The organism is Thiorhodovibrio frisius (assembly GCF_033954835.1).
In the GTDB taxonomy this organism is placed as follows: Bacteria; Pseudomonadota; Gammaproteobacteria; order Chromatiales; family Chromatiaceae; genus Thiorhodovibrio; species Thiorhodovibrio frisius.
Map to the genome: position 1 here is coordinate 5,332,007 of NZ_CP121471.1, position 26,717 is coordinate 5,358,723.

Sequence of the window (26,717 nt, forward strand, 5' to 3'; positions counted from 1 at the left end):
GCGACTGCCAAGACCGCCATCAATGCCGCCAGTAAGCCGGCAAGAACAAAATCAGCAGGGTAAAGATCTCCAGCCGCCCGGCGAGCATGCCGAACACCCCCAGCCATTTCACCACCGGGTCCATGGTGGTAAAGCTCGTGGCAACCTCGCCCAGTCCGGGGCCGAGCAGATTAATGGTGGCGACCACAGCGCCGAAGGCCGTTTCCAGCTCCAGCCCCGTGGCCATCATGGCGAGGGTCAGCAACAGCGCCGTGACGATATAGAGCACATAGAAGCCCCAGACTGAAAAAAGCACATCATCGCGCACTGGACGTTTGCCGATTTTGATCGTTGCCATGGCCTGTGGGTGCGCAAGCTGGAACAACTGGCGCACCCCGAGCTTGGCCAGCAGCATCACCCGCAGCACCTTAAGACCGCCGGCGGTGGAACCTCCGCAGCCGCCGACAAAGGCCAGAATCACCAAACTCATGGGCACATGCAGCGGCCAGGCGGCAAAGGTCGCGGTGCTGTAGCCAGTGCCAGTCAGGACCGAGGCCGACTGGAAAGCCGCATAGCGCCATGCCTCCCAACCATCGCCATAGACACCCGCCCACCACAGACTCAGCGCCACCACGGAGGCACCCCCGAGGAAAATCAGACCGTAGGTGCGCACCTCCGGATCAGTGATATAAATTTTCAGATCATGTTTGCGCCATGCAATGAAGTGGACGACAAAGTTGACCCCACCGATGAGCATAAACACGGTCGCGATGGTCTCAATGGTCAGACTGTTGAAGTAGCTAAAGCTGGCGTCATGGGTGGAGAAACCGCCGGTGGCCACAGTGCTAAAGGCATGACCAATGGCGTCGAAGCCGGTCATGCCGGCAAACCAATAAAACAGCGCGCAGGTCAGTGTCAGCCCGAAATAGAGCAGCCATAGGGCGCGCGCGGTCTCGGCCATGCGCGGGGTGGGCTTTTCGTACTTGGCCACGCCCGATGCCTCGGCGCGATAGAGCTGCATACCGCCGACCCCCATCAGCGGCAGAATGGCGACAGCCAGCACGATGATGCCCATGCCGCCGAGCCATTGAATTTGCTGGCGATGGTAGAGAATCGACTTGGGCAGTTCATCAAGCCCGATGATCACGGTCGCGCCCGTGGTGGTAAACCCGGAGATGGACTCGAACACGGCATCGGTCAAGCTAAGCTCCAGGCCAAGAAGAAAGGGCAGCGCCCCCACCAGGCCCAACACCACCCAGAACAGGGTGACAATCAAGAAGCCCTCACGCACCGTCAGGCTGCTCTTGGCACGCATATTGGGCAGCCAGAGCACCCCGCCGACCAGGGTGCTCACCAGCACCGACAGGCCGAACACCTCCCACTGGCCGTCACCGTAAAACAGGGAGACGCCAAGGGAGGGCAGAAAACTCAGGCTGTAGAGCATGAGCAAAATGCCGAACAGCCGGAAAATAGCGCGCCAGTGCATCCGCGGCTCCGTGTTCGTTTAGGCTGCTTGCCCGGTCGCGGGTGTCGGCCAGTCCTGGCCGGTCAATCTTAGCCGGTCATTCTCGTTAGTCAGTCTCACCCGCCGGGCTCCACCGGCGAATCCGGCTTGGCCTCGCGGCGCAAATGCCGCTTGGTGCGATGCAGCAGGAACCAGGTCAGACCAGCGATGACCGGCACAGCAACAGCAAGACCCAGGGTCGGGTTGACGGGATAACCGGAGGCCTCCAGACCCTTGAGCAGATAGCCGACCAGTCCGGCGCCATAGTAGCTGATGGCGATCACGGACAAGCCTTCGACTGTCTCCTGCAACCGCAACTGGAGATGCGCGCGCCTGTCCATGGAGTCGAGCAGACCGCGATTCTGCTCTTGCAGGCTCAGCTCTACGCGCGCGCGCAAAAGGGCGATCAGCCGTCCAGCGCGTTCGGCCAGCCGCTGCTGACGCTCACCAGTAGACACGCAAGTCGCCACCGCCGGGGCCAGGCGCGCCTCGAGGAATTCATTGAAGGTCTGCAGGCCCTCGATGCGCTGCTGGCGCAACTGCGTCAGGCGCTGCTCGACAATACGATAGTAAGCGCTGGAAGCCTCGAAGCGATAGGTTGTCTGGGCGGCGACCGATTCGATCTCGGTGGCAAGCGCGGTCAGCTCGCCCAGTAACTCACGCTCCTGCGGGATTTTCTCAACCCTCAGGTCAGCGGCGCGGCGGCCACTATCGGAACTGGCATCGCCGCCGGCATCACGACTGGCACTGGAGCGGGCAATTGCCTTAGCGACCTGGGTCAGACGCTGGTCCGCATCGCTCAACAGGGCGTTGGCCCGCCGCGCCAGTGGCAGACCCAGCAGTGCCATGGTGCGATAGGCGTTGATCTCCAGCACGCGCTTGACCAGGCGCCCGGCCTGGGCCTCCGACAGGCCAATGTCGCGCAACAGAAGATGGCCATGGTCATCGTCATGGATGCGCATGTCTGAGTAGGCCAGCCCGGCACCCCCGACCACCAGCGAGCCGAGCACCGAGTTGCCGCCAAACAGCGCCGTCAGCGCCTGGGTATCGCGCTCCGGCGCATCGCGTGGCTCGAGCACCAGCAACACCGAGCTGATCACCTCGCCCGGCATCTCCCGCAGCCAGTCGGCCGGCAGATCATCGAGCGGACTGCGCGCGAATGGCTGGCTGACGTCTTCCTCGCTGGCAAAGCTGTAAGTGACGAACTCCGTATGCCGCTCCCAGCGCAGATGCAGGCCGCCAAGCCGGGCGTAGTGATATTGACCAGGCTCCTGCGGCACGGCCGCGCCGAAATGCGCCAACAGGCGCTTGAGATGCTGGTCGTTGCGTCCGCTACCGCGCTCCCCGCACAGTACCGCCAGATGCGCCACCCGCGCAGGAGCGCGCAGCGGCTCGAAGGTACGCGCGTGCAGTTCATCGGTCAGCGCATGGCGCAGCGGATGGCCGCGAAAGGGCAGGGACATAGGATCAGACTCAGCAAGGCGCTAGGTTTAAAGACAGGCAAGACGGCATTATCGCGTGAATCCGCCGCAGCTGTCAGGCCCGGTTCGGCGCCGATGCGGGTTTCGCCAGGCCCGAATGCCCCATCAGTCGCCGGGTTGCAAGAAGCCTGAGTCACGGAGCACCGCACTAAAATGCCGTGACGAATGACGAAAATCCTGTTCAAGGGTTCGCGATGATTTGCGACCTGGGGCACGATTCCGCGATACTAAGACTCAAGATTCCCGCCAGCCCGGAGAGAATTCATGTGATTCACGCAAAGGCGCAGCATCGCGAGTCGGAGTATCCCTGACATCATGGCGAACGGCGACATTAAACGGATTCGCATCAAGCGCGGACTCAACCTGCCGCTCGCTGGCGCTCCGGATCAGCGCCAGATTGAACCGGCTGCTGCGATTTCCCGGGTTGCGGTCAGCGGCTTTGACGTACTGCGCCCGCGGCGCATGCCGCAGGTGCTGGTGCAACCGGGCGACCGGGTCAAGCTCGGCCAGCCGCTCTCCTGTGGCAAGGCCTATTCGCAGGTGCTGTGCGCGTCTCCCGGTGCCGGGGTGGTCGAGGCCATCCATCGCGGCCCACGCCGGCTGCTGGAATCCGTCGTGATTCGGCTCGAAGGCGAGGCCTGCGAGACCTTTAATCACTACCCGCGCGCGGAGCTGGCCAGCTTGAATGCCGCGCAGGTGCGCGAGAATCTGCTCGCATCCGGCTTTTGGCTCGCGCTGCGCACGCGCCCTTTCGGTCGGGTGCCGCCGCCAGACAGCGAGCCGGCGGCGGTCTTCGTCACCGCCATGGATACCCGGCCACTAGCGCCTGATCCACGGCTATTCCTCGCCGAGGCGGCGGCGGATTTTGCCGATGGCCTGCTAGTGCTTTCCAAGCTCACCGCCGGGCCAGTCTATGTCTGCACGGCGCCTGAGACGGCGCTGGAGCTGCCCGTCGAGCCGCGTATTCAACAAATCGAGTTTGCCGGGCCGCATCCGGCCGGCCTGGTTGGCACCCATATGCATTTTCTGCACGGCGCCAGCCTAGAGCGACCGGTGTGGCACATCGGCTATCAAGACTGCATTGGTATCGGGCGACTGTTCAAGACCGGGCGCATCGACCCGGAGCGAGTGATCAGCCTGGCCGGCTCCATGGTCGCGCGCCCAAGGCTGCTGCGCACCCGCATGGGCGCATCGACCAACGAGCTGGTCGCCGGGTCGCTGGCTGGCGAGCACGAGGCGCGGGTGATTAGCGGCTCCCCGCTCGACGGGCGCCAGGCGGTGGGCCACAGCGCGTATCTCGGGCGGTTTCACAACCAGGTTAGTGTGCTGCCGGAGTATCGCACGCGCGAGTGGCTGGGCTGGCTGGGGCTGGGTTTCAGCAAGTATTCGGCGCAAAAGGTCTATGCCGGCAGTCTGGGCGCACCTGAGAATCTGGCCTTCAACACCAACTTAAACGGCAGCCCGCGTGCCCTGGTGCCCATCGGCGCCTATGAACGGGTGATGCCGCTGGACATTCTGCCAACCCTGCTGCTGCGCGCCCTGGTGGTGGATGATACAGAAACCGCCCAGGCCCTTGGCGCGCTGGAGCTCGACGAGGAGGACCTCGCCCTGTGCAGCTATGTGGATGTCGGCAAGCATGATTTTGGCCCCATGCTGAGGCGCAACCTGAACGCTATCTGGCGGGAGCATCAATGAGCAAGGGACTCGTTCAAAGAGGGCGACGCTTCCTCGACCGCCACGAGCGGCATTTTCTGCGCGGCGGACGCTTCGAGAAGTTCGGCGCCCTCTACGAGATGGTGGACACTTTCTTGTTCACCCCCGCAACCGTCACCGCCCACGCGCCCCACATACGCGATTCCATTGATCTGAAACGGGTGATGATTTTCGTCTGGCTCGCGGTGCTGCCCTGTGTGCTCTTTGGCATGTATAACGTCGGCTTGCAGGCAAACACCGCCATGGCAGCCATGGGTGTTAGCGAGGTCGAGGGCTGGCGCGGCATGCTGATCGGCTGGCTCGGCGCCGGCGGCCATGATCCCGCGAGTGTCTGGGACAACTTCTGGTATGGCGCGGCCTATTTCCTGCCCATTTACATTGTCACCATGGCCGCCGGCGGCTTCTGGGAAGTGCTCTTCGCCATGGTGCGCAACCATGAGGTGAACGAGGGCTTCTTCGTCAGCTCCATTCTGTTCGCGCTCACCCTGCCGCCGACCATTCCGCTGTGGCAGGTGGCGCTTGGCATCTCCTTCGGCACTGTCATCGGCAAGGAAGTCTTCGGTGGCACCGGCAAGAATTTCCTCAATCCGGCCCTGGTCGGGCGGGCGTTTTTGTTCTTCGCCTATCCGGCGCAGATCTCCGGCGATGCGGTCTGGACGGCGGTCGATGGCTTCAGTGGTGCTACCCCCCTGATGCTGGCCGCGAGTGGTGGCGTCGCCGCCATCACCACCGCCGGCATCAGTTGGTGGGATGCCTTTTTCGGCACCATCCAGGGCGCCATCGGCAGCACCTCGACCCTGATGATTCTGTTCGGCGCAGTCTTTCTGATCCTGACCCGGGTGGCCTCCTGGCGCATCATGGCCGGAGTGCTGCTGGGACTGATCGGCGCCACGCTGATGTTCAATCTGTTTCCAAGCGACAGCAACCCGGCCATGGCGATGCCCTGGTACTGGCACCTGGTGCTCGGTGGCTATGCCTTCGGGCTGGTGTATATGGCGACCGACCCAGTCTCAGCCTCCATGACCGAAACCGGCAAATGGATCTATGGCGCTCTGATCGGCGTGATGACCGCCATGATCCGGGTGCTGAATCCGGCCTATCCCGAGGGCATCATGCTGGCGATTCTGTTCGGCAACCTGTTCGCACCCCTGATTGACTGGTTCGTAGTGCAGGCCAATGTGCGCCGGAGGGCAAAACGCCATGTCGTCTGAGACTGCCAAGCCTGCCGCAATGAATCCGCTGGCCAGGCTGTTTGCCCGCCCGAACGATGATCCGCTCAAGACGGTCGCCGTAGCCCTGGTGCTGTGCCTGGCCTGCTCGGTGGTGGTCTCGGCGGCTGCCGTGGGCCTGCGACCGCTACAGGAGCGTAATGCCAGCCTTGCGCTCAAACGCGAAATTCTGCGCGTGGCTGGTCTGGACGCCGCCGGTCAGGACGTTGAGCGCGCCTTCAAGGCCATTGAGGTGCGTCTGGTCGATCTCGACAGCGGGAGCTATGTCGATCACCCCGACCCCATGAGCTACTCTTACCGCGACGCCGGCCGCGATCCCCTGGCAAGTCTGGCGCTTGGCGAGCAGGACATCGCCGGCATTCAGCGCCGCCCGCACCAGATGCCGGTTTTCCTGGTGCGTGCCGATGACGGAACGCTCGCGACCATCATTCTGCCGGTCTATGGCTATGGGCTCTGGTCCACCATGCATGGGCTGATCGCCGTGCAAGCTGATGGTCGGCGCGCGCGGGCACTCAGCTTTTATGAGCAGCGCGAAACCGCCGGACTCGGCGGCGAGGTGGCCAACCCTCAGTGGCAGGCCAAATGGGCAGGCAAGACGCTGATCAATGCCAAGGGCGAACCGGTCATCCGGGTCGCCAAGGGGCCAGTGGATCCCAACGCACCCAATGCCGATCAACGCGTCGATGGTCTCTCGGGCGCCACCTTAACGACCAATGGCGTCACCAACCTGATGCAATTTTGGCTCGGACAGCAGGGCTTCGGGCCCTTTCTTGAGCGACTACGCAGCGGCGACCTGACCGACACCCTGGCCAGATCCGGCCAGCCAACGGAGGGCTAAGTCCATGGATGCCACCCAGCGCAAACTGCTAATCGCGCCCATTGTCGATAACAACCCCATCACCCTCCAGATTCTCGGCATCTGCTCGGCGCTGGCGGTCACCACCAAGCTGGCGCCGGCCATCACCATGAGTCTGGCGCTGACCTTCGTGCTGGTCGGCTCCAACCTGATTGTCAGCCTGATCCGCCGCCACCTGCCGGCGAGCATTCGCATTATTGTGATGATGACCATCATCGCCTCCCTGGTGATTCTGGTCGATCAGGTGCTCAAGGCCTTTGCTTATGAGCTGTCCAAGCAGCTGTCGGTCTTTGTCGGGCTAATTATCACCAACTGCATTGTGCTTGGGCGCGCCGAGGCTTTTGCCTCCAAGAACCCACCCTGGCCCAGTGTGCTGGACGCTGTCGGTCACAGTATCGGCTACAGCGTCATTCTGATTTCGGTCGGTGCTATCCGCGAGCTGTTCGGCTCCGGCAGCCTGCTCGGCCTGCAAATCCTGCCGCTAACCAGCGCCGGCGGCTGGTACGAACCCAACGGCCTGATGCTGCTCGCCCCCGGCGCCTTTTTCATCATCGGCCTGATGATCTGGGGCCTGCGCACCTGGAAGCCAGAGCAGTCGGAAAAGGCTGATTACCAGATTCACATCGTCCATCGCACGGAGGTGTTGTAAGCCATGCTCGAGCATTACCTCTCCCTGCTCTTCAAGGCGGTCTTCATCGAGAACCTGGCGCTGTCGTTTTTTCTCGGCATGTGCACTTTCTTGGCGGTCTCCAAGCGCATTTCCATCGCGCTGGGGCTTGGCATCGCGGTGGTCGTCGTGCAAACCATCACGGTGCCGGCCAATTACCTGATCAACGAATACCTGTTGCGCGACGGCGCGCTGGCCTGGTTGGGTTTGGCCGAGGTGGATCTGAGTTTTCTTGGCCTGATCACCTACATCGGCGTCATCGCCGCCATGGTGCAAATCCTGGAAATGATTCTGGATCGCTACTTTCCCGCGCTGCACGCCACCCTGGGCATTTTTCTGCCACTGATCACTGTCAACTGCGCCATTCTTGGCGGCTCGCTCTTTATGGTGGAACGCGGCTATGACTTCGGCGAAAGCCTGGTCTATGGCTTCGGCAGTGGCGTCGGTTGGGCGCTGGCCATTGTGCTGCTGGCTGGAATCCGGGAAAAACTGAAATACAGCGATGTGCCTGCTGGCCTGCAGGGGCTAGGCATTACCTTCATCACCACCGGACTCATGGCCATGGCCTTCATGTCCTTCTCCGGCATTCAGCTCTGAGCGCGCGTCATGCTTGATATCGCTCTCGGTATTTTCGTTTTCACCGCTGTCATCCTGCTGCTGGTTGCCGTCATTCTGAGCGCGCGCAGGCATCTGGTACCAAACGGCGATGTGGTCATCGACATCAACGCCGAACGCGAACTGCGCACCCGCCCCGGTGGCAAGCTGCTCGGCACCCTGGCCGAGGCCGGACTGTTCGTCTCCTCGGCCTGCGGTGGCGGCGGCACCTGCGGCCAGTGTCGGGTAAGGGTGCTCGAGGGCGGCGGCCAACTGCTCCCGACCGAAGCCAGCCTGATCAGCAAACGCGAGGCGAGCGAGGGCTATCGCCTGTGCTGCCAGCTTGGCGTGAAGCAGAATCTGCGCATCGAGCTGCCGCGCGAGGTGTTCGGCGTCAAGAAATGGAACTGCCGCGTGCGCTCCAACCGCAGTGTCTCGACCTTCATCACAGAACTGGTGCTGGAGCTGCCCGAAGGCGAACAGATGGACTTTCGCGCCGGCGGCTATATCCAGATTGAATGCCCACCCTACCGGTTGCCCTTCCGCGATTTCGACATCCCCGACCTTTTCCGCGCCGACTGGGACAGATTCGATCTGTGGCGCTATGTGGCCGAAACCAAAGAACCGACCATGCGCGCCTACTCCATGGCCAATTACCCCGGCGAGCAGGGCATCGTCATGCTCAATGTGCGCATCGCCACCCCACCGCCGAACAAGCCAAACGCGCCACCGGGCATCATGTCGAGCTACATCTTTGGCTTGAAACCGGGTGACCGCGTGACCGTCTCAGGCCCCTTCGGCGAGTTCTTTGCCAAGGACACTCAGGCGGAGATGATTTTCGTCGGTGGCGGGGCCGGCATGGCGCCGATGCGCAGCCACATTTTTGATCAGCTCAAACGGTTGGATTCACAGCGCAAGATCAGCTTCTGGTATGGCGCGCGCAGCAAGCGTGAGATTTTCTATCAACAAGACTTCGACGGTCTGGCTGCCGCGCATGAGAATTTCAGCTGGCACATCGCCCTATCCGACCCCCAACCCGAGGACAACTGGCAGGGATCAACCGGCTTTATCCACAAGGTGCTTTTCGATGAGTACCTCAGCGAGCACCCGGCGCCCGAGGACTGCGAATACTACATGTGCGGCCCACCGATGATGACCGCCGCCGTGATCGGCATGCTGAAAAATCTGGGCGTCGAGGACGACAACATCCTGCTCGACAATTTCGGTGGCTGAGAAAGCGGGACTCGCAAAGCCATGCTCGAGCTTGGGTTCGCACTGCTGATTTTCCTGCTCGCTTTTCTCGGCATGGCGATCGGCGTGCTGCGCGGAGGTCGGGGTATCGCCGGCAGTTGCGGCGGTCTCGCGCATCTGCCCGGCATCAGCTCCGACTGCGGTGGCGCCTGCCGCGCCCAAGGACGACGCTGCCAGCGCGAGAGCGCTGCCGAGGGCGGGTCTGACAACCGCAACTCGGCAGCCGTCGACGCTGGCTGACCCAGGTCAGATCAGGGAATCAGATCGGGGAATCAGGCCGCCAGATCAGACCCAAAAGACCGCTTTCCGACTCGAACAACAGCGACGACAACCCTAAGGCTCAGGCCCGGACCCAGGCTCAGGCCGAATTCCGGCAAGCCTTGGCCCGACCCGAGGAGGACAGGAAGATGCCCGAAACCAAGACCGCCAAGCAGATCATGTCGCAGCGCCTGGTGACCTTTCGTCCCGACATGGATATTCTGGAGGCCGTGCGCGTACTAATCGACAAGCGCATCTCAGGCGCACCCGTGCTCGACCAACTCGGCAATCTGGTCGGCATGCTGACCGAGCGCGATTGCCTGAAGGTCGCGCTGGATGCGAGCTATTACCGCGAGAGCGGCGGCAAGGTGGAGAGCTTCATGACACCGGCAGTCATCAACGTCTCTGCCGACACCCCCGCCGTCGAGATTGCCGAGCGCTTCGCCACCAGCCACCTGCGCCGCCTGCCAGTGCTGGAAAACGGCCGCCTGATCGGCATCGTCAGCCGCCGCGACGTGCTGCGCCAACTTGAATCAGGCTGGGAACTCGACGCCAGTCGCGCCTAGCCTTCGCTCGCTGCTCCCGACCGCACGCGATTGCCCTGCCAGCCCCGGGTAATCCGGGGTCTAGTCGCTGGACGCAATACCCCGGAGGTCTCGGCATGAAAAAGGGGTATTCGGAATCTACTGTTGGTTAAGGCATGCGGTTCTGGCGATGTCAGCAGCGCGTGGCCGCTTCGGCTGTTAGGAGTTGATCAATTTGCACTTAGTGCTGTCGTCCAAAAAAAAAAGCGTTTAGCGTATCGCGGCACCCATTGCCTATTGAAAATGACCAAAATATCGGTAACAAAACTATTGATCCGACTCGTCGAAGTAGCTTAATACATCCATACGCTGATGTAGAACGCCAATGATGTCTATACAGGTATCTCGAACGAGGTAGAAGATCACATGCGAGCCCTGCGAATAGCTGCGATACCCTTCCCTGATGTCCTCGCGAGGCTTGCCGCGTGTGGGATTCTCAGCCAGCCAATTAAAGCGCTTGTCCAGTTCTCGCAGGTAATCATCGCGTTGTTTTCGGCCCCAGGTCATCAAGGTATACCCGGCGATGTCCCGTAAGTCGCTAGCCGCCCGTGGTGTGATCCGAAATGAGCTGTTCATGCCTCCCGATCAGATTCGGCTAGCAACGCATCAATTGAATAGTCGGCAACAAACTCGCCGCGCAGGGCCTGCGCTTCGCCCTCGACAAGATGTGCGCGCAGGCCCGCAAGCTTGCTGTTGCGCTCTTCCAAGTGCAGCAGTGCATCACGGACTACTTCACTCGGGGACCCGTAGCGGCCACTTGCGACCTCACGCCTAATAAATGCCTCTACGTGCCTACCTAGGCTCAGACTGGTGGTTGCCATAATGTAGATCTAACTATTCGATTTCAGCCAGTATGAATATAGACAATATCGCTTCATCATTCTCGATTCAAGTGACGTACCAGAAACCAGCGAGCCAACCTGGCATGTGCTATCCGCACTCGGTGACTACCGCTGAGAAACGTGCGGGGTAGCAGGGAAACGAAGGATAGGCGTTACCATAGGGCTGAATGACCGCTTCGGGTTGAAAGCGGGCAAGCGCAAGGTGCAAATACCGGTTGATGTCGACAGCGTTCGGTCTGCCCCCTGCTGGTCCAACCCGAGCAGTCGCTTTAGGAGCTCGTCCTGACCCGGCGCAGGTGCTGCGGTTGAACCTTCGATATGGCGGCAAGTTGTCCGAGAGTGGGGGTGTTGGGCTCGCCACGGACAGACGGGGGAGTCAGTCCCTCCACCGCAAGCTCATCCAATGAGTTCAGGGTGCGCGGAACGGCGCGCAAATTTCCAACATTGTTGCGCAAGCTCGGGGCAGGCGAGTTCGACCGAGCGTTCCACGTCCGACTGGACTCCCCGTAACGGTTTCCCCACAGTCAATTCCGGATAGCCTGCAAGAGCCCGCTTCCCTTCGCGGAGGAAGGGAAGCCAGGCGCGGGTGGACAAGCCGAGGTTAGCGCATCAAACGCCCAACTTCTCGCGCCAGCTGGGGAAGATGGCATCGGCATCGTGCGGGAAGGACTCGAAGGCGCGGGCGAATTCTTTGTGATCCTTCGCCCAGTCGAGCGGATTGGCGCCGGCTTTCCAGCACTCGAAGGCTTGCAGCAGGGAACGCGCACCGGCCGCCGGGCCATCGACATGGCCGTAAGAACCGCCACCGGCGGTGTTGATCAGGTTGGCGTGGCCCAGGTTCTCGAAGAAGCCCACCAGGCGCAGCGCGTTCATCCCACCGGAGATGATCGGCGTGGTCGGCTTCATTCCCAGCCATTCCTGATGGTAGGCCGGCCCCTGACAGCTATCGCGCTCGATCATGTAGGCGATAATCTTGTCCTTGGCGTCACCCTCCATCTTGCCGTAGCCCATGGTACCGACGTGAATACCTGAAGCACCTTGCAGGCGCGCCATTTTGGCCAGTACAAAGGCTGTGTAGCCGCGCTTGGAACTCGGCGAGGTGATGGCACCATGGCCGGCACGGTGGTAATGCAGGTACTGATCCGGGTACTGGCGGCGAATGGTGGTGACCATGCCCGGCCCGCCGACATAGCCATCGACCAGCAGTGCCACCTTATCGGCATCGGAGCCGAAAGTCTCGAGCACGAAATCCGCGCGCGCGCACATCTCGTAATGGTCATCGGCGGTCACGTTCATCGAGAACAACTTGGCCTGACCGGTCTCGTCCTGGGCGCGCTTCATGGCATCGGCCACCAGTGGAATGACCTTTTTAGTCGGGCAGAACACCTGGTTGCCCTGGGGTTCGTCGTTCTTGATGAAGTCGCCGCCAAGCCAGAAGGAATAGGCCGCCTCGGCAAAGGGTTCCGGGCGCAGGCCAAGCTTGGGCTTGATGATGGTGCCGGCAATGTAGCCGCCATCCTTGACCGGACGGCCGAGAATGCGCCACAGATTGCTGATGTCGGTCGCCGGGCCGTCGAAAAGCTGCAACGCGCGCGGCGGGACGTGGAAGTCGTACATCTTGGCATGTTCAATGTCGCCCATGCCCTGATTGTTGCCGATGGTGAGCGTCAGAAAGGACACCATCATCATGCGCCCGTCGATCATGTTGCGATCGAACAACTCGAGCGGGTAGGCGATGCGCATCTCCTCGGTGGCCTCGTCGATGTGATAGACCAGCGCATCGACGTGCTTGGTAAAGTCGTCGGTGGTGCAGACTTCCACATTGGTGCCGGTGGAGGACTCAGCGGCAAAGTGCGCAGCGGCCTCGAGATAGCCATGGCCGGCCATCGGCTTCATTTTGTAGGCGCACAGGATATGATTGCCGCCGGCGATCAGCTCGTCTTCGTTCAGGCTGAGATCGGCGTAGCGTTTGGATTGGTCAAGTGCCATTCGGATAGTTCCTCAGTAGGTTATCGTGGTCATCTTCTGGTCTTTGTGAAAAGTTGCTCTCACATCAGGCGGTTATCCAAAAGACCATGGTCAAAAAAGGGCCATACCCTAACCCAGCACCGAACCCTTGACAAATGACAATTATCGCCTGATCCCGCGTTAACCCGAACAATCAGATTACCCGGCCTTGATCCCAGGCCCTTGGTCGATGCGCGAGACCAGCCAGTAGGTCGCGCCCAGAGCAATGACCACCGCCGCCATCCCGATCAGATCGAGCGCGCTGTACTGACTCATATCGAGCACAATGATCTTCCGCGCGATGGCCATGAGCGCGGTGGCGATGACCAGCTTCACCGGAAACACATCGGAGCGAATATAGAGCGTGATATTGGCGAAGATCTCGAAGGCGATCAGCACCGCCAAGAAACCACTGAAGGTCTTGACGATATCCGGCACCATGAAAAAAGGCGCCGAGGTCAGGGCCTGATAGAGTTGATAAATGACACTGATCACGCCCTCGATAATCACCCCGACCATGGCAATGGCCAGCACATAGGCCGCACCGCGCATAATCCAGTGCAGCACCCGCAGCACGGGATCTGATGATTCGATCGGCAATTCTTCATGGCCCTGTTGTTTCGTTGCCATCATCCTCTCCTGTTCAAACGTCCATCCCAAACGCCATTGGCCCCGCCGGCCCGTATTAATCGCCGAACCATTTTGGGTTCAGCACCCCTGCCAGCTCATCATAGCCAAGCAGCACATCGAAAATCCCGATGGCATAGGGTCCGATCTGATACTGACCAAAGATCACCATGAGACCATCGGCCAGCGGCAGCAATACCTGGTAATTGTCGGGCTCGGGGGCGGTTCCGGTGCGCAGCCAGTCATGGTCGGCGTCGGAGTCAAAGGGCTCACGCTGGGACAAACGCGCATAGCTCAGCTCGGCTAGCCGCGCCAGCCAGGCACTGCCCGGACGAAAGAGCCCTGCCGGCGAAATGGGCTCGCCCTGATCGCGACTGAACACCTGCGCCTGATGGATGAAGGCGCCGTGAGCGCCGCCGGTGTAGCTGTAGGTGGTGAAATCCAGGGTCCAGAAGCGCTCCCCGGCATAGCTGTGTGCCGCGTCGATTTCAATGGCCCAGGGCGGGCCGAGGTGGTCGCCCTGGTTGCCGTCGAGAAAGGACAGGTAGTCCTGGCGGAAATCCTGCAATTGCTGGCGCACCCAGGTTGCGATCTGGCGGTTCGCCTTTGTGGTGGCAACATCCTCACCCTCCAATCGCGGATACTTGGCCTTCAGCTCAACCAAGGGCCCCTGCTGGAGGATCTCCACCTCGCCGCCTGGCAGTTCCCGCTCCTTGATCGGTCCCAGCGGACCATCGACGCGAATGCGCAGTGCCGCGACCCGCTCGCGATAGGCATCTGCCAGGCACTCTGTGGTGTCGCAGCCATTGCGCTCGGCCAACCAATCGCGCTGATGGGCGCGCAGCGCCTCGGCAGCACCGCCTGCATCGCCCAGCGCCCGCCGGTAAAGCTCGCCCAGGGTCTCATCAAGCGACCCAAGCTCGGCGTCGGTGCAGATCAGGTGCTCAACCTGGCTGCTTGCCTTGCCGCAATCAAAGCTCGCAGCCTGCGCGGAAGCAGGCAGCGCGAGCAGAGAACAGAGCGCCAGAGGCAGAATGGGACTCCGCGTGGATTTCATGGCAATCGTAACGTCTTTGAACATAATCAACCCCAACAGTCAGGTTAGTTGCTGGTTTGCGCCTCGGCCTGTTGGCACGTCAAGGCCGCGCGATAAAGCCGGTTGCGTTGTCCGCCGGTAATGCGCGCGGTCAGGGCGGCTGCCTGGCGAGTCGGCAACTCGGCACACAGAATTGCGAGAATGCGTGCTTCTTCGCGCTCCTGCTCGGCGCCCTCATCGCCACTGGCCCCCGTGACCAAAAGCACAAACTCTCCGAGTTGCTGGTCAGTGTCCGCGCTGAGGCGCGCGTGCAGGTCACCGAGGGTGCCGGTCAAAAAGGTCTCGAAGCGCTTAGTCAATTCGCGTGCGATGACGGCCTGTCTTGTCTCGCCGAGCACGGCAGCGCTGTCTTCCAGGGTCGCCATCATGCGTTTGCCGCTCTCGTAGAGAAGCAGGGTGCCCGGTTCCTTGGCGACCTGGTCGAAAAAAGCCCGCCGCGCGGCGCTGCTGCGGGGCGGGAAGCCGAGAAACAGAAAACGGTCGCTCGGCAAACCAGCCGCCGACAGCGCACAGATCAGGGCGCTGGGTCCGGGGACCGGGATCACCCTAATGCCTTGGGCGCGGGCCTCGCGCACCAGAGTGAAGCCCGTATCGTTGATGAGTGGGGTGCCGGCATCGCTGATGAGTGCGATGCTGTCGCCAGCCTGGAGCCGGCTGAGCAGGCGCGGATGGGTGCGTGCCTCGTTATGGTCATGGTAGGCGCACAACGGCTTGCGGATGCCCAGGTGGTCGAGCAGGCGGCGGCTGTGGCGGGTGTCCTCACAGGCAATCAAATCCACCCCGGCCAGGATCGCGGCGGCACGCGCGGTTAAATCCTCAAGATTGCCGATGGGCGTGGCCACCACGTATAGTACGCCGGACCCGAGGGCCGCATCCAACTGATTTGGCGGAGACACCATGAACCCAATCCTGTTCGTTCCCCGTTCCGTTTGCAACCCAGGCGCTGGCCTGTCAGGACTCGCCATCGGCGCCCTTGTGATCCTGCTTGCCGGCTGCGCCACGGCGCCGGGCGGGGATGACCGGCAACTCCTGACTGGCGTGTCTGCGCCGGCACTGGCGGAGATTACCTCAACGGCGGCCGCAGGCGATGCGCTCGGCGCGGCCGAGGCCTATCTGGCGTTGGCCAAACAATCCCCGGCACCAGCACGCCAGGCACTCGAGCTGCGCGCGGCCGAGTCCTTTTACCTGGCTGGTCAATCCCAGCGCGCGCTGCGCACTCTGGGTGCCATCGACAGCGGCCGCCTCAATGCCGGGCTGCGCAACCAGGAGCACCTGATTGCCGCACGCGCTGCCCTACAAACCGCCCTACCAGAGCGCACGCTCTCTGAGCTTAACCGACTCAGTGCCTTCGGCCTGCCACCGGAGTATCGCATCGAGCGCCTCGGCCTGATGGCGGCAGCTTACCGCCAGAGCGGCGATCCCGTCCAGGCCGCCGAGAAGCTTGATGAAATCGACCGCCTGCTCAGCGGCTCGCAACAGCAACGTCTCGACAACCAGGTCTCACTGCTGCTGACACTCTCGGTGCTGGAACCATCGCGCTTGCGCGAGCTCAGCCAAAAGGGCAGCGGACGCCTGCGCGCCTGGGCTGGTCTCGCGGAGCTGTTCTCCAATACCGACCGGGCCGATGCCTCCCTGCTCGGTCGTTATCGCACATGGCGCTCGCGCCACGGCAGCCTGCCAGTCGGCGAACAACTGCCACGCGCCTACTATGCCGCCCTGGCCGGCGACTATGCACCTGGCACCGATGCCTGGGTGCTGCTACCCCGGAGCGGTCACTTCGCCGGCGCCGGCATGGCTGTTGATCGGGGCGTGCGCCATGCCGACACCCTCAACGCCGGTGGTAGTCGCCCAAGCATCAAAACAGCCGACAGCGCCAATGGGGTGGAAGCCGCCTACGAACGCGCCGTGTCAAGCGGTGCCGATCTCATCATTGGTCCGCTGCAAAAATCGGGCGTCAATTCGGTCAGTCGCCGTCGCCAGTTACCCGTTCCCACGCTGGCGCTGAATCGTGACAGCGAGGGTCGCGCCCTTCCCGAAACGCTGGATCAATTTGCCCTGGCACCCGAGGACGAAGCCATCAGCGCAGCGAATCATGCCTGGGCATCCGGTTTACGCTCGGCCCTGCTGCTGTATCCGCAGGGCCCCTGGGGGAATCGCATGGCCGGCGCCTTCCGCGAGCACTGGGGGGCCCTTGGCGGTAAGCTTGTGGGCGAGACTGTTTATGGAACCACTCCAGCGAGTATGGGCACGGCAGTCGAAACCCTGCTCGCGCCCGCCAAAGGCGATTTGATTTTCCTGGTTTCTACCAGCGCCAACGCACAAGAATTGTGGAATCCGCTGAAGCTTGCTAATTCGCGCAAGCTTCCGGTGCTCGCCACCTCGCATGTTTACAGCGGCAGCGCCACGGATTCCCTGGCCCTGACCGGGCTCTATTTTGTCGATATGCCTTGGCTGATCAATGCCAGCGGTCCGGGCGGGTCAATGCCGCAGCTATCACAAGGCGCCGGAGCCTCCAGCGCAACACTCACCCGCCTGTCCGCCATGGGCGTTGACAGCTACCGTCTGGCCCCGCGCAGCGGCGCCATGCGCCAGCACCCGGGGCACTTCTTGCCTGGCGTCAGCGGCGGGCTCAGCATCGATGGCACCGGTCGCGTGCTGCGCACCCTGGCATTGGCGCGCTTCGAGGCCAGCGGCCCGGTTGCTGTCGACCGCATCGAGCCGGCGCGCCCATCTGAGCGCAAGAACGCCAGTGCGACGCCCGCCACGCCCTTGCTAGCCGGCCAATGACCGCAGTGCGCGAGCCTCGCGCCGCCATGGGCACAGATGGCAGGCGCGCCCCTGCCCAGTGCACGACGGCAGTGGCGCGCGGCCAGAGCTACGAGGCCGAGGCCAGGCGCTATCTTGAGGCACGCGGGCTCGAGTGGATTGCTTCCAACCACCGCTGCCGCTTCGGGGAGATCGATCTCATCATGCGCGAGGGCCAGGTACTGGCGTTCATCGAGGTGCGCTTTCGGCGCTCACAGCGCTTCGGCGGCGCTGGCGCGAGCGTCGATGCACGCAAGCAGCGCCGACTGATCATGGCCGCGCGCCATTATCTGAGCCGCCACCCGACTGACAGCGCCTGCCGCTTCGATGTGGTGGCGATCAACGGCGAGGAACAATTTCAGTGGATCAAGGGAGCTTTTGATGCATCCGAGCAATAAAACCACCGCTGCCGCAATCCCGACCTGGCGCTTGCACCGCTGGTCCCTGGCAATCCCGCTGGCGCTGGTCGCGACCCTGCCGCTGCTGACCAGCTGCGCGCCCATAGTAGTCGGCGGTGTCGCCTTAGGTGGCGCGGTACTGCATGAACGTCGATCCGCGCAAACAGTGCTGGGTGACGAGGGCATCGAATTGCAGGCCATTCATTACTATCACCAAAACCCGGATATCAGCGAGCACAGCAGTATTTCGGTCACCAGCTACAACTACGAAGCACTGCTGACCGGCCAGGCCGAGACTGCCGATGTGTCGCGACGATATGCCGAGATCATCGCCCGTCTGCCCAATGTCACCAAGGTTTACAACGAGGTCGAAATCGGCCCGAACATCAGCCTGACGCGCAAGAGTCAGGATACCTATCTCGGCTCGCGCGCCAAGCTGGCGCTGGCCGACATTCAGATCCCGGACTTCGACCCGCTGCGGGTCAAAGTGGTGGCCGAAAACGGCGTGATCTACCTGATGGGCCTGGTCACCCCGGAGGAAGCCGATGCTGCGGTAGAGAAGGTAAGGCGCATTCCGGGCGTCGTGCGCGTGGTGCGTATTTTTAACGTCATCAATGCAGCCGCCACAGCACCCCCTCAGGCTTCCTGATCGGCTCGCGCGCGCGCTGGCGGATATCGTCGGCGCCGATGCGCTGCTCACCGATCCAGCAGACTGCTGGGCCTATGGATATGACAACAGCCGCCGACAAGGGCAGCCGGGGGCCGTGGTCTTTGTGCGCGCTGCCGAGCAGGTGCGGCAACTGGTGCAACTCTGCGCGGACGCGCACTTACCGGTCACCGGGCGCGGCTTAGGAACCGGCACCACGGGTGCGACAGTGCCCGAACGCGGCGGGCTGGTCATTGCCTTCGAGCGCATGAACCGCCTGCTCCAGATCGACGGCGCCAATCGGCTTGCCCGCGTCGAGCCCGGACTGACCAATCAGGCGTTGCAGCAGGCGCTGGAAAAACATGGCTTTTTCTGGCCGCCGGACCCAACCAGCGCGGCGGTCTGCACCATCGGCGGCAATCTGGCGTATAACTCCGCCGGGCCCCGCGCCGTCAAATACGGCACCCCACGCGAAAACACCCTGGGCCTGACGGCGGTGACTGGCACCGGCGAGCTGATTCGCACCGGTGTGAATACCACCAAGGGCGTGGTCGGTTATGACCTGACCCGGCTGCTGATCGGCTCAGAGGGCACTCTGGGGTTGATTGTCGGTGCCACCCTCAAGCTCAGCCCTCTGCCCGAGGCCCGCCGCACCCTGGCCGCAACCTACAAAGACATCCATGCCGCCGCCACCGCTGTCGCCGCCATCATGGCGCAACCGGTCACGCCCTGCGCGCTCGAGTTCATGGATGCCGCAGCCATCGAGATGGTGCGCGAGTTCTCTGATCTTGGCCTCGCTCCCGAGACCGGCGCCATGCTGATGATCGAGGTCGACGGACCTGCTGGTTGTGTTGAGATTTCCGCAGCCGCTGTCAGCGCCGCCGCGCGCGTGCCGGGCCTGCTGGAACTGCGCACCGCCGCCGATCCGGCTGATGTGGCGGCCCTGTGGAAAACGCGCAAGGCACTATCGCCGGCGTTGCGCCATGTGGCGCCGAAAAAAATCAACGAAGACGTGGTGGTGCCCGTCTCTCACATGGCAAGCTTCATTGATGGACTTGATCAGCTCTCGCGCCGCACCGGCATTCGCATCGTCAACTTTGGCCACGCCGGCAATGGCAACATCCATGTCAACTTGCTGGTCGACCCCGATGACAGCGACGAACTGCGCCGCGCCCAGGAGTGCCTGAACGCGGTTTTTGACCTGGTGGTGCACTTCGGCGGCACCCTGTCCGGCGAGCATGGCGTGGGGCTAGAGAAACGTGACTTCGTCGACCGCGAACTCGATCCGGCTGCCTTGCGGCTGATGCATGCCATTAAGCGTCAGTTCGACCCCGCTGGCATTCTCAACCCTGGCAAGGGACTGCCCGCGCCCGGGCCAGAATCCGAACCCAAATCCCAATCCCAATCCGAGTAACCTGAAACCATCACCATGAGCGAATCCAGCCTGATTGCCAGCCTAATGCTGTTAACGCACTTCGCGTTCCAAGTCGGCGTCGCCATGCGCGCGCTGCTACGTCCGCATCGTGAACCCGCTGCGCGCATGACCTGGGTTGTCTTGATCTTCGCCGTGCCGGTGGCGGGCTTTGTCGCCTACCTGCTGGTGGGCGAGACCAATATCGGTCGGCGCCGGGTGAAGCGCCTGCGCCAATCGCTCGCGCGCCTGCCAGCGCCGCAACAGATGGCCAATCCTGACGCCGGGACCAGCGGATCAGACAGCATTCCTGAACAGCACCGCCATCTATTCCGCTTAGGCGAGTCCATTAGCGGCTTTGCTCCGATCAGTGGCAACCAGGCGCACCTGCTCGCTGACTCCTCAGCCACCATCGATGCCCTGGTGGCAGACATCGATGCCGCGCGCGATCATGTGCATCTGCTGTTTTACATCTGGCTGCCGGACAATAACGGCCAGCGCGTGGCCGAGGCGCTGATGCGCGCGGCGCAGCGCGGTGTCGTCTGCCGTGCGCTGGCCGATGATCTCGGCTCGAGGCGCATGATCCGCTCCGAGCACTGGCAGCAGATGCAGGCTTCAGGGGTGCGCCTGGCACGCGCGCTGCCCATCGGCAACCCGCTGCTGCGGGTGCTAACCGGACGCATCGATTTGCGCAATCACCGCAAAATCGTGGTGATTGATGACTGGATCACCTACTGCGGCAGCCAGAACTGCGCCGATGCGGAATTTCTGATCAAGGCCAAATACGCGCCCTGGGTCGATCTGATGGTGCGCTTCGAGGGCCCCATCGCGCGCCAGAACCAGTATCTGTTCGCCAGCGACTGGGTGCCCCATGTCGACGATGACATAGACGCCCTGCTGCGGCGTCCGCTGCCACAAACTGCGCCAGAGCCGGGATCAGTCTCAGCCTCTCGCAGTGACCTGCCGGCACAGGTGATAGGCACTGGCCCGACGGTGCGCTGGTCCGCCATGCCGGAGGTGTTTGAGGCGCTGATTTACAGCGCGCGCCATGAGCTGACCATTACCACCCCCTACTATGTGCCCGATGAGTCCATTCAAGCGGCGCTCTGCGCCAGTGCGCGCCGTGGCGTGCGCACCACGATTGTCTTTCCAGCGCGCAATGACAGCCGCATCGTCGCCGCCGCCAGTCGCAGCTACTATGCCGAGCTGCTGGCGGCCGGCGTACGCATCTTTGAGTATCCCAAGGGGCTGCTGCATGCCAAGTCGCTGACCATGGATGGCGCCATCAGCCTGATCGGCTCGGCCAACATGGACAGGCGCAGCTTCGAGCTAAACTACGAAAACAACATTCTCCTCCATGACCCGGCCCTGACAGCCAGTCTGCGCGAGCGCCAGCAGCACTATCTGGCCGACTCAGTGCCCGTCACGCCCGAGCAGGTTAGCTCCTGGAGCTGGCGCTGGCGACTGTGGAACAACACAGTCGCCATGCTGGGGCCGGTGCTTTAACCCGGTCCGCTCGCGCGTTCCTCGTTCGCCAAGGCTTGTTCGGTGATCTGGTGGTAGAGATCCACCGCGCGGCTGTAGAGTGCTTGCAAATCCGGGCGTTGATCCACCATGGGCTTGATGCGCTGCGCGTCCTCAAACACCCGGGCAAGAAAATCCATATCGAAGGTCTCCAGGGTCGCCCCCTGATCAACCCGCTCTTTGATTTCCAGCGCACGCGGCAGGCGAAACTTCTCAAAACGCTCCAGAAAGGCGATGGTCACGCCTTCCTGCTCTTGGCTGTCAGTCATGGGCGAGTTCCTTATCTTGCCTCTTGTGAATCGCGGCAGCCGCCGGGCTAATCGCCCTGGCGCAGATGGCTGACCTGCTTGGGCGTGACGGGCGCGGCATCGTTGCCCCAGTTGGCGCGAATGTAGCTGGCCAGAATGGCAATCTGGTGATCGTTGAGCAAGCTGCCAAAGGACGGCATCACCACATGCGGGGAAAACGCCTGAGTCGGGTCGGAGGGGGCGCCGAGCAGCACTGTCTGGATAACATCATTGGGCTCGGGCAGGAGTACCACTTCGTTGCCGCGCAGGGAAGGGAAGTAAGGCGCAAGCCCCTGCCCATGGCTTTGGTGGCAACCGGAGCAGTAATGCTGGTACAGGCGCCGGCCTTCGATGTAGTCCTGCTCGCTGAGCTGATGCGGCACCTTCGGAGTATCGCGCGGGGCCTCTTTCGGCGGCTGGTCTTTAAGATAAACCGCCATGGCGCGCACGTCCGAGTCAGCCAATTGTGACAGGCTCAGATGCACCACCTCGGCCATGGGGCCAAGCGCTGCGGTTTGCGGGCCATCCTTTGCGCTGGTGCCATCCGAGGTGCCTGCTGGATCGCTGGCCGGGGTGGCCTCGCCGGTACGCAGATAAGTGACCAAATCATCAATGCTCCAGTCGCCCAGCCCGCTGCCAAGCTCAGAAGTCAGATTGGGCGCATACCAACCGTCGATCACGGCGCCGGTCAGGGCCTCCCGCGCCTTAGTGGCGCCAGCAAGATTGCGCGGCGTATGGCAGGAACCGCAGTGACCCAGCCCTTCGACCAGGTAGGCACCGCGATTCCATTCGTCGCTTTTCTTCAGGTCAGGCTCGAAGCGCTTATCGCTCAGATAGAGCTCCTGCCAACCCAACAGCAGGTCGCGCTTGTCAAAAGGCCAGCGCAGTTGGGTCTCGGGCGGGCGATAGTCCGAGGGCTCGAGTGAGAACAGATAATCTTTGATGGCGAGCAGGTCATCGTCCTTGACCTTGGTGAAAGAGGGGTAGGGCAAAGCCGGATAATAGGGCTTACCATCCGGACGGATACCGTGCTGCAGCGCGCGCAGGAAGTCTTCATCGGAAAAAGAGCCAATGCCCCAGCCCTTGTGCGGGGTGATGTTGGGCGAGTAAATGGTGCCAAAGGGCGTGTCGAGCGCCAGACCACCCTCAAACGCCTTGCCGCCCGGGCGCACATGGCAGCCCAGACAGTCCCCGGCCAGGGTCAGATAGCGGCCATATTCAATGCGCGCCTGGGAGAAATCGCCATAGGCCTTGGCGGACGGCAACTGGCTGACCTGGCCGCTGGCGCCTGTGGCCTTTGCAGCGGGAGCCGGCGGGGCGGCGCCTTCGGCATCGGCCAGCGTCGGGGTCATCGGCAGCAGGCAGGCCAGCGCCAGAGCGCCAAAGCGAAAAGTCAGATCACGCATGTTCGTCTCCTAAAACAATTGAAACAGCATAGGGAGCGCAGCGCTCGCAGACTCAGCGCCCGGAATCCAGGCTCTGTGCCGGTTCGACCCACAGGCTATCCTCTGCTGACCCATGGGCGTCTCCTGCCGCTGCGGCCTGATTCTCGGGCCCAAGCAAAATAGCGATGGGGCGAGTCTGCGGATTGGCACTCAGGGCGATTTTCAGCGCCATGGTTAGGGGGACCGACAAGAACATGCCGCCAACACCCAGGACATAGCCCCAGAATACCAGAGAAAGGAAGACCACCAGGGTGGACAGCCCCACACCGCGGCCCATGATCTTGGGCTCCACGAAGTTGCCGATGGTGAGATTGATGGCCGCAAAGCCGATTGAGGTCATGAACGCGGCACCAAGATCGATCTGCACCAGCGCCAGCAGCACCGCCGGAACGGTGGCAATGAAAGAGCCAATGGTGGGCACGAAATTGAGCAGAAACGCGATCGTGCCCCACATGGGCGCGAAATCCACCCCGATGATGGTCAGCAGAATCCACACCAGCACGCCGGTGAGCAAGCTGGTGCTGGCTTTGAGTGCCATGTAGCGGTTGATGGCCCGCATCACCTGTTGTGCCTGATCGATGGATTCTTCGGGCGTTCGCAGGGCCAAGCGCACCTTGTTGGGCAGCCCGTCAGCTTCGAGCAGGATAAAGATCACCGTCACCATCACCAGCAGGGCGTTGGCCAAAATGGTGCTGAAGCCGCTCACCATGGCCCGCATCAGTCCCATGACGCGCGGCGGATCGATCAGCGAACTCATTGCATTATCTGGCAGTTCCAAGCCATGGCTTTCCACCCAGTCTTGCAGATCGCTCGCGGTGCTCAACAGGCGCGTCTGATAGCTCGGCAGACGCTGGTTGAAGGTATTGAGCGAATCGCTGAACAGGGTGCCGACGACTAGGCCGACCCCAGTCAGCACCCCGGCAATGACCAGCATGGCAGCCCAGCGGGGCAGCCCCAGTCGACGCAGAACGCGCAGCGGACTCGCCGCCAGCACGGCGATGAAGATTGATAGCAGGAAGGGCGTGACCAGGTAGGAGGCCGCACGCAGACCAGCGACCAGCACCACCAGGGCGCCGGCCATGATGAGAAAACGCCCGGCTGGGCTGAAATCGGGTGTTTTGTCCATGTCTTGATCCATACTGAAATCTCTACCGCCTGCCTGTTGTCATTGGGCCTAGCCGGCAGCAAGACGTAGCGCAGGCGCTTGCGCCAACAGGCTCAGACGGCCAATCAGGGACTGGCCGCGCATCAGCGTCCCGGGCGCACCAGTCCGCCGAGGCCGATGTCCTCAAGCGCGCCGGTTAGGAGTTTGCGTACCGCCGCGCCGGTGTCGCAGCGCAGCGAATCGTTAAGCAGTTCGCGCGCGCGCCCGCGGCTCAGGCTGCGAATGACGCCTTTCACGCGCAGCAGACTGGCGGCACTCATACTCAGACTATGCACCCCGGCGCCAAGCAGCAGCGCGGCACCGAGCGGGTCACCAGCCAGCTCACCGCACACGCTCACCTCCTTGCCATGCGCGCGGGCACCGGCCACAACCGTGGTCAGGGCCCAGAGCACAGCCGGGTGCAGGTCATCGTAGAGGCCCGCGACGCGCGGGTTGTTGCGATCCACCGCGAGCAGATACTGAGTCAGGTCGTTGGTGCCAACCGAGAGAAAATCCACCCGGCCGGCAAGGTTCTCAGCCTGATAGACCGCAGCCGGAACTTCGATCATGGCGCCCACTGGCGGCATGCAGACCTCATGGCCCTCGTCGATGAGTTCCTCGTGCGCGCGCGCAATCATGTGCTGGGCTTCTTCAAGCTCGTCGATGGTGGTGATCATCGGCAACAGCAGTTGCAGATTGTCGAGCCCGACCGAGGCCGAGAGCATGGCGCGCACCTGAGTCATGAAAATCTGCGGATGATCCAGCGCCACCCGGATGCCGCGCCAACCGAGGAAGGGGTTGGATTCCTCGATGGGAAAATAAGACAGTGGCTTGTCGCCGCCGATGTCGAGGGTGCGGATGGTGACGGTACGCGGTGCGAAAACCTCAAGAATACGCCGGTAGTTGCTGTACTGCGCGCCCTCGCCAGGGAAGCGATCACGCACCAGAAAGGGCAGCTCGGTACGATAGAGGCCGACACCTGCAGCCTCGTCACTGCCAGCGGGGCGTTGTTCAGACACCAGACCGGTGTTCAGGTAAAGCGGCAGCGAGTAACCATCGGTGGTTTCTGACGGCAAACCGCGCAGAGCGTCGAGTTCGGCCGTGAAGGCCTGTTCCTCATCGGCCAGTCGCTCGTATTCGTTGCGGATGCTGGCGCTGGGGTCGATATAAACGCGCCCGCGATAGCCATCAACGATGGTCTCCAGCCCGTTCATGCGACTGACCGGTAGGTCGCTTACACCCATGGCCGCCGGCAGGCCCATGCCGCGGGCCAAAATCGCAATGTGCGACGAGGCCGAGCCACCGCTGCTGACAATGCCAGCCAGGGATTCGCTCGGCACCGCGCTCAACTGCATCACGCTGATCTCATCGCCGACCAAAATGGTCTGCGCTGGGTACTCAAACACCGGCGCGCTTTGGTTCTGCAGACGGGTCAGAATCCACCGGCCAAGATCACGCACGTCCGAGGCACGTTCGCGCAGATAAGGGTCCTCCATCTGATCGAACACGGAAGTGTGCTCGGCAATGGTATCGCGCAAAGCCGCCTGCGCCCAGCTCCCATCGCCAATGCGCTTGAGCGCGCCATCGACCAGGGAATCACTTTCCAGCATCAGACGCCAGGCATCAAAAAGCGCGCGATCCTCCTGGCTGAAGCGGTCGCCGATGCGGTCAATTTCGGCGCCGACATCCTTGAGCGCGGCGCGAAAGGCGGTTGATTCGGCCTCGGTGTCCTCAACCAGCTTATCTGGTACCGCCTCAAGATTGGCCGGAGGATAGACCACCAGGGTGGTACCAAAGCCGATTCCGGGCGAGGCCGCCATGCCGGAGAGAAACCGGCTTGGCATCAGATCCTGCTGATGCATGCGCCCAAGCTCAATGGCCCCGGCCAGTTGCGCGGCCAGGGTGATGACAAAAGTGACTTCATCATCACCAAAACGACGCGGCGCAAGCTGGCGCAGCACCAGGACGCCAAGCACGCGGCGACTTTGCACAATGGGCACACCAAGGAACCCGCGATACCGGTTCTCGCCGGTCTCGGTGATGCTCAAATAGCGCGAATGGGTGGAGGCATCGCTCAGGCTGACCAGGTCGGCCTTTTCCGCCACCCAGCCGACCAGGCCGCGATTCAGTGGAATCCGCACCCGACCAACAGACTCAGGGCGCAGTCCGTCGGTGGCCAGAAGAACGTGCTCGCGGTTGCTTTGGTCGGTCAGATAAACCGAGCAGACATCGGCACCTATGGCCTCCTTGACACGGCTGACGATAATGCGAAGCGCATCATCGAGCGACAGGGCACGATTGACCTCCTGAACGATGCGCCGCAGGGATTCAAGCATGTCCGGGGCTCCGCCGTGGTCGGGCCGCGACTG

The 26,717-nt window shown here is 62.4% G+C and carries 25 protein-coding genes; 13 read left to right on the plus strand and 12 right to left on the minus strand.

Annotated features, from left to right (window positions below; genetic code table 11):
* Positions 1-19 precede the first annotated feature (19 nt).
* Positions 20-1,465, minus strand: coding sequence for a TrkH family potassium uptake protein (locus Thiofri_RS24230; protein WP_009149293.1), 1,446 nt, complete (start codon positions 1,463-1,465; stop codon positions 20-22).
* A 95-nt stretch (positions 1,466-1,560) separates the two neighbouring features.
* Positions 1,561-2,946, minus strand: a complete 1,386-nt coding sequence (locus Thiofri_RS24235; RefSeq protein WP_009149295.1) for a DUF3422 family protein — start codon at positions 2,944-2,946, stop codon at positions 1,561-1,563.
* Positions 2,947-3,279: 333 nt separating this feature from the next.
* Between Thiofri_RS24235 and Thiofri_RS24240 the strand changes: the two genes are divergently transcribed.
* The 8 genes from Thiofri_RS24240 (at position 3,280) to Thiofri_RS24275 (ending at position 10,098) form a co-directional block, all read left to right on the plus strand.
* Positions 3,280-4,659 carry a Na(+)-translocating NADH-quinone reductase subunit A gene (locus tag Thiofri_RS24240; protein WP_009149300.1) on the plus strand — a complete coding sequence of 460 codons (1,380 nt, stop codon included), beginning with the start codon at positions 3,280-3,282 and terminating at the stop codon, positions 4,657-4,659.
* Entirely contained in the window at positions 4,656-5,888 is a 1,233-nt protein-coding gene (locus Thiofri_RS24245) for an NADH:ubiquinone reductase (Na(+)-transporting) subunit B (protein WP_009149301.1), read from the plus strand. The genes Thiofri_RS24240 and Thiofri_RS24245 overlap by 4 nt, the downstream gene beginning before the upstream one ends.
* The gene (locus Thiofri_RS24250) at positions 5,878-6,744 is read left to right on the plus strand and encodes a Na(+)-translocating NADH-quinone reductase subunit C (protein ID WP_009149303.1); all 867 of its coding nucleotides are present in this window, start codon (positions 5,878-5,880) and stop codon (positions 6,742-6,744) included. Before Thiofri_RS24245 ends, Thiofri_RS24250 begins: the two co-directional genes overlap by 11 nt.
* 4 nt (positions 6,745-6,748) lie before the next feature.
* Complete coding sequence (locus Thiofri_RS24255; protein WP_009149306.1) at positions 6,749-7,411, plus strand: NADH:ubiquinone reductase (Na(+)-transporting) subunit D; 663 nt, start codon at positions 6,749-6,751, stop codon at positions 7,409-7,411.
* A gap of 3 nt (positions 7,412-7,414) precedes the next feature.
* Complete coding sequence (nqrE, locus tag Thiofri_RS24260) at positions 7,415-8,026, plus strand: NADH:ubiquinone reductase (Na(+)-transporting) subunit E (RefSeq protein WP_009149308.1); 612 nt, start codon at positions 7,415-7,417, stop codon at positions 8,024-8,026.
* A gap of 9 nt (positions 8,027-8,035) precedes the next feature.
* Positions 8,036-9,256: an NADH:ubiquinone reductase (Na(+)-transporting) subunit F gene (gene nqrF, locus Thiofri_RS24265; protein WP_009149310.1), complete on the plus strand. Its 1,221-nt coding sequence runs from the start codon at positions 8,036-8,038 to the stop codon at positions 9,254-9,256.
* Positions 9,257-9,277: 21 nt separating this feature from the next.
* Positions 9,278-9,514 (plus strand): hypothetical protein, encoded by a 237-nt coding sequence (locus tag Thiofri_RS24270; RefSeq protein ID WP_009149313.1) that lies wholly within the window; start codon positions 9,278-9,280, stop codon positions 9,512-9,514.
* 167 nt (positions 9,515-9,681) lie between these two features.
* Positions 9,682-10,098 (plus strand): CBS domain-containing protein, encoded by a 417-nt coding sequence (locus tag Thiofri_RS24275; protein ID WP_009149315.1) that lies wholly within the window; start codon positions 9,682-9,684, stop codon positions 10,096-10,098.
* A gap of 285 nt (positions 10,099-10,383) precedes the next feature.
* Here the strand turns inward: Thiofri_RS24275 and Thiofri_RS24280 are convergent, their stop codons facing one another.
* From Thiofri_RS24280 to rsmI, 6 genes are all read right to left on the minus strand, one after another.
* A complete protein-coding gene (locus Thiofri_RS24280) occupies positions 10,384-10,692 on the minus strand; it encodes a type II toxin-antitoxin system RelE/ParE family toxin (protein ID WP_009149316.1) in 309 nt (102 codons plus the stop codon).
* Complete coding sequence (locus tag Thiofri_RS24285; protein ID WP_009149318.1) at positions 10,689-10,937, minus strand: type II toxin-antitoxin system ParD family antitoxin; 249 nt, start codon at positions 10,935-10,937, stop codon at positions 10,689-10,691. The genes Thiofri_RS24280 and Thiofri_RS24285 overlap by 4 nt, the downstream gene beginning before the upstream one ends.
* Before the next feature lie 630 nt (positions 10,938-11,567).
* Positions 11,568-12,947, minus strand: a complete 1,380-nt coding sequence (locus Thiofri_RS24290; protein WP_009149320.1) for a ribulose-bisphosphate carboxylase — start codon at positions 12,945-12,947, stop codon at positions 11,568-11,570.
* A 177-nt stretch (positions 12,948-13,124) separates the two neighbouring features.
* Complete coding sequence (locus Thiofri_RS24295; protein WP_009149322.1) at positions 13,125-13,595, minus strand: phosphate-starvation-inducible PsiE family protein; 471 nt, start codon at positions 13,593-13,595, stop codon at positions 13,125-13,127.
* 55 nt (positions 13,596-13,650) lie between these two features.
* Complete coding sequence (locus Thiofri_RS24300) at positions 13,651-14,649, minus strand: DUF3298 domain-containing protein (RefSeq protein WP_051023874.1); 999 nt, start codon at positions 14,647-14,649, stop codon at positions 13,651-13,653.
* Between the two features lie 44 nt (positions 14,650-14,693).
* Positions 14,694-15,587 carry a 16S rRNA (cytidine(1402)-2'-O)-methyltransferase gene (gene rsmI, locus Thiofri_RS24305; protein WP_040855947.1) on the minus strand — a complete coding sequence of 298 codons (894 nt, stop codon included), beginning with the start codon at positions 15,585-15,587 and terminating at the stop codon, positions 14,694-14,696.
* On the opposite strand from rsmI, the gene Thiofri_RS24310 reads away from it, so the two are divergent.
* Genes Thiofri_RS24310 through cls form a run of 5 tightly spaced genes read left to right on the plus strand, consistent with a single transcriptional unit; the run spans position 15,586 to position 21,454 of the window.
* Entirely contained in the window at positions 15,586-17,475 is a 1,890-nt protein-coding gene (locus Thiofri_RS24310) for a penicillin-binding protein activator (RefSeq protein WP_009149328.1), read from the plus strand. The two genes, rsmI and Thiofri_RS24310, sit on opposite strands and share 2 nt — an antisense overlap.
* Complete coding sequence (locus Thiofri_RS24315) at positions 17,472-17,891, plus strand: YraN family protein (protein WP_009149330.1); 420 nt, start codon at positions 17,472-17,474, stop codon at positions 17,889-17,891. The genes Thiofri_RS24310 and Thiofri_RS24315 overlap by 4 nt, the downstream gene beginning before the upstream one ends.
* Entirely contained in the window at positions 17,875-18,540 is a 666-nt protein-coding gene (locus tag Thiofri_RS24320; RefSeq protein WP_009149331.1) for a BON domain-containing protein, read from the plus strand. The genes Thiofri_RS24315 and Thiofri_RS24320 overlap by 17 nt, the downstream gene beginning before the upstream one ends.
* Positions 18,506-19,951, plus strand: coding sequence for an FAD-binding oxidoreductase (locus tag Thiofri_RS24325; RefSeq protein ID WP_009149333.1), 1,446 nt, complete (start codon positions 18,506-18,508; stop codon positions 19,949-19,951). The genes Thiofri_RS24320 and Thiofri_RS24325 overlap by 35 nt, the downstream gene beginning before the upstream one ends.
* Before the next feature lie 15 nt (positions 19,952-19,966).
* A complete protein-coding gene (cls, locus tag Thiofri_RS24330; protein WP_009149335.1) occupies positions 19,967-21,454 on the plus strand; it encodes a cardiolipin synthase in 1,488 nt (495 codons plus the stop codon).
* Here cls and Thiofri_RS24335 read toward each other — a convergent pair.
* From Thiofri_RS24335 to ptsP, 4 genes are all read right to left on the minus strand, one after another.
* Positions 21,451-21,741 (minus strand): hypothetical protein, encoded by a 291-nt coding sequence (locus Thiofri_RS24335; protein ID WP_009149337.1) that lies wholly within the window; start codon positions 21,739-21,741, stop codon positions 21,451-21,453. The genes cls and Thiofri_RS24335 overlap by 4 nt on opposite strands.
* Before the next feature lie 47 nt (positions 21,742-21,788).
* Entirely contained in the window at positions 21,789-23,165 is a 1,377-nt protein-coding gene (locus tag Thiofri_RS24340; protein WP_009149338.1) for a cytochrome c, read from the minus strand.
* A 52-nt stretch (positions 23,166-23,217) separates the two neighbouring features.
* Positions 23,218-24,330, minus strand: a complete 1,113-nt coding sequence (locus tag Thiofri_RS24345) for an AI-2E family transporter (RefSeq protein ID WP_143741898.1) — start codon at positions 24,328-24,330, stop codon at positions 23,218-23,220.
* A 122-nt stretch (positions 24,331-24,452) separates the two neighbouring features.
* On the minus strand, positions 24,453-26,684 hold the full coding sequence (gene ptsP / locus Thiofri_RS24350; protein ID WP_009149342.1) for a phosphoenolpyruvate--protein phosphotransferase: 2,232 nt from the start codon (positions 26,682-26,684) through the stop codon (positions 24,453-24,455).
* Positions 26,685-26,717: the final 33 nt, after the last annotated feature.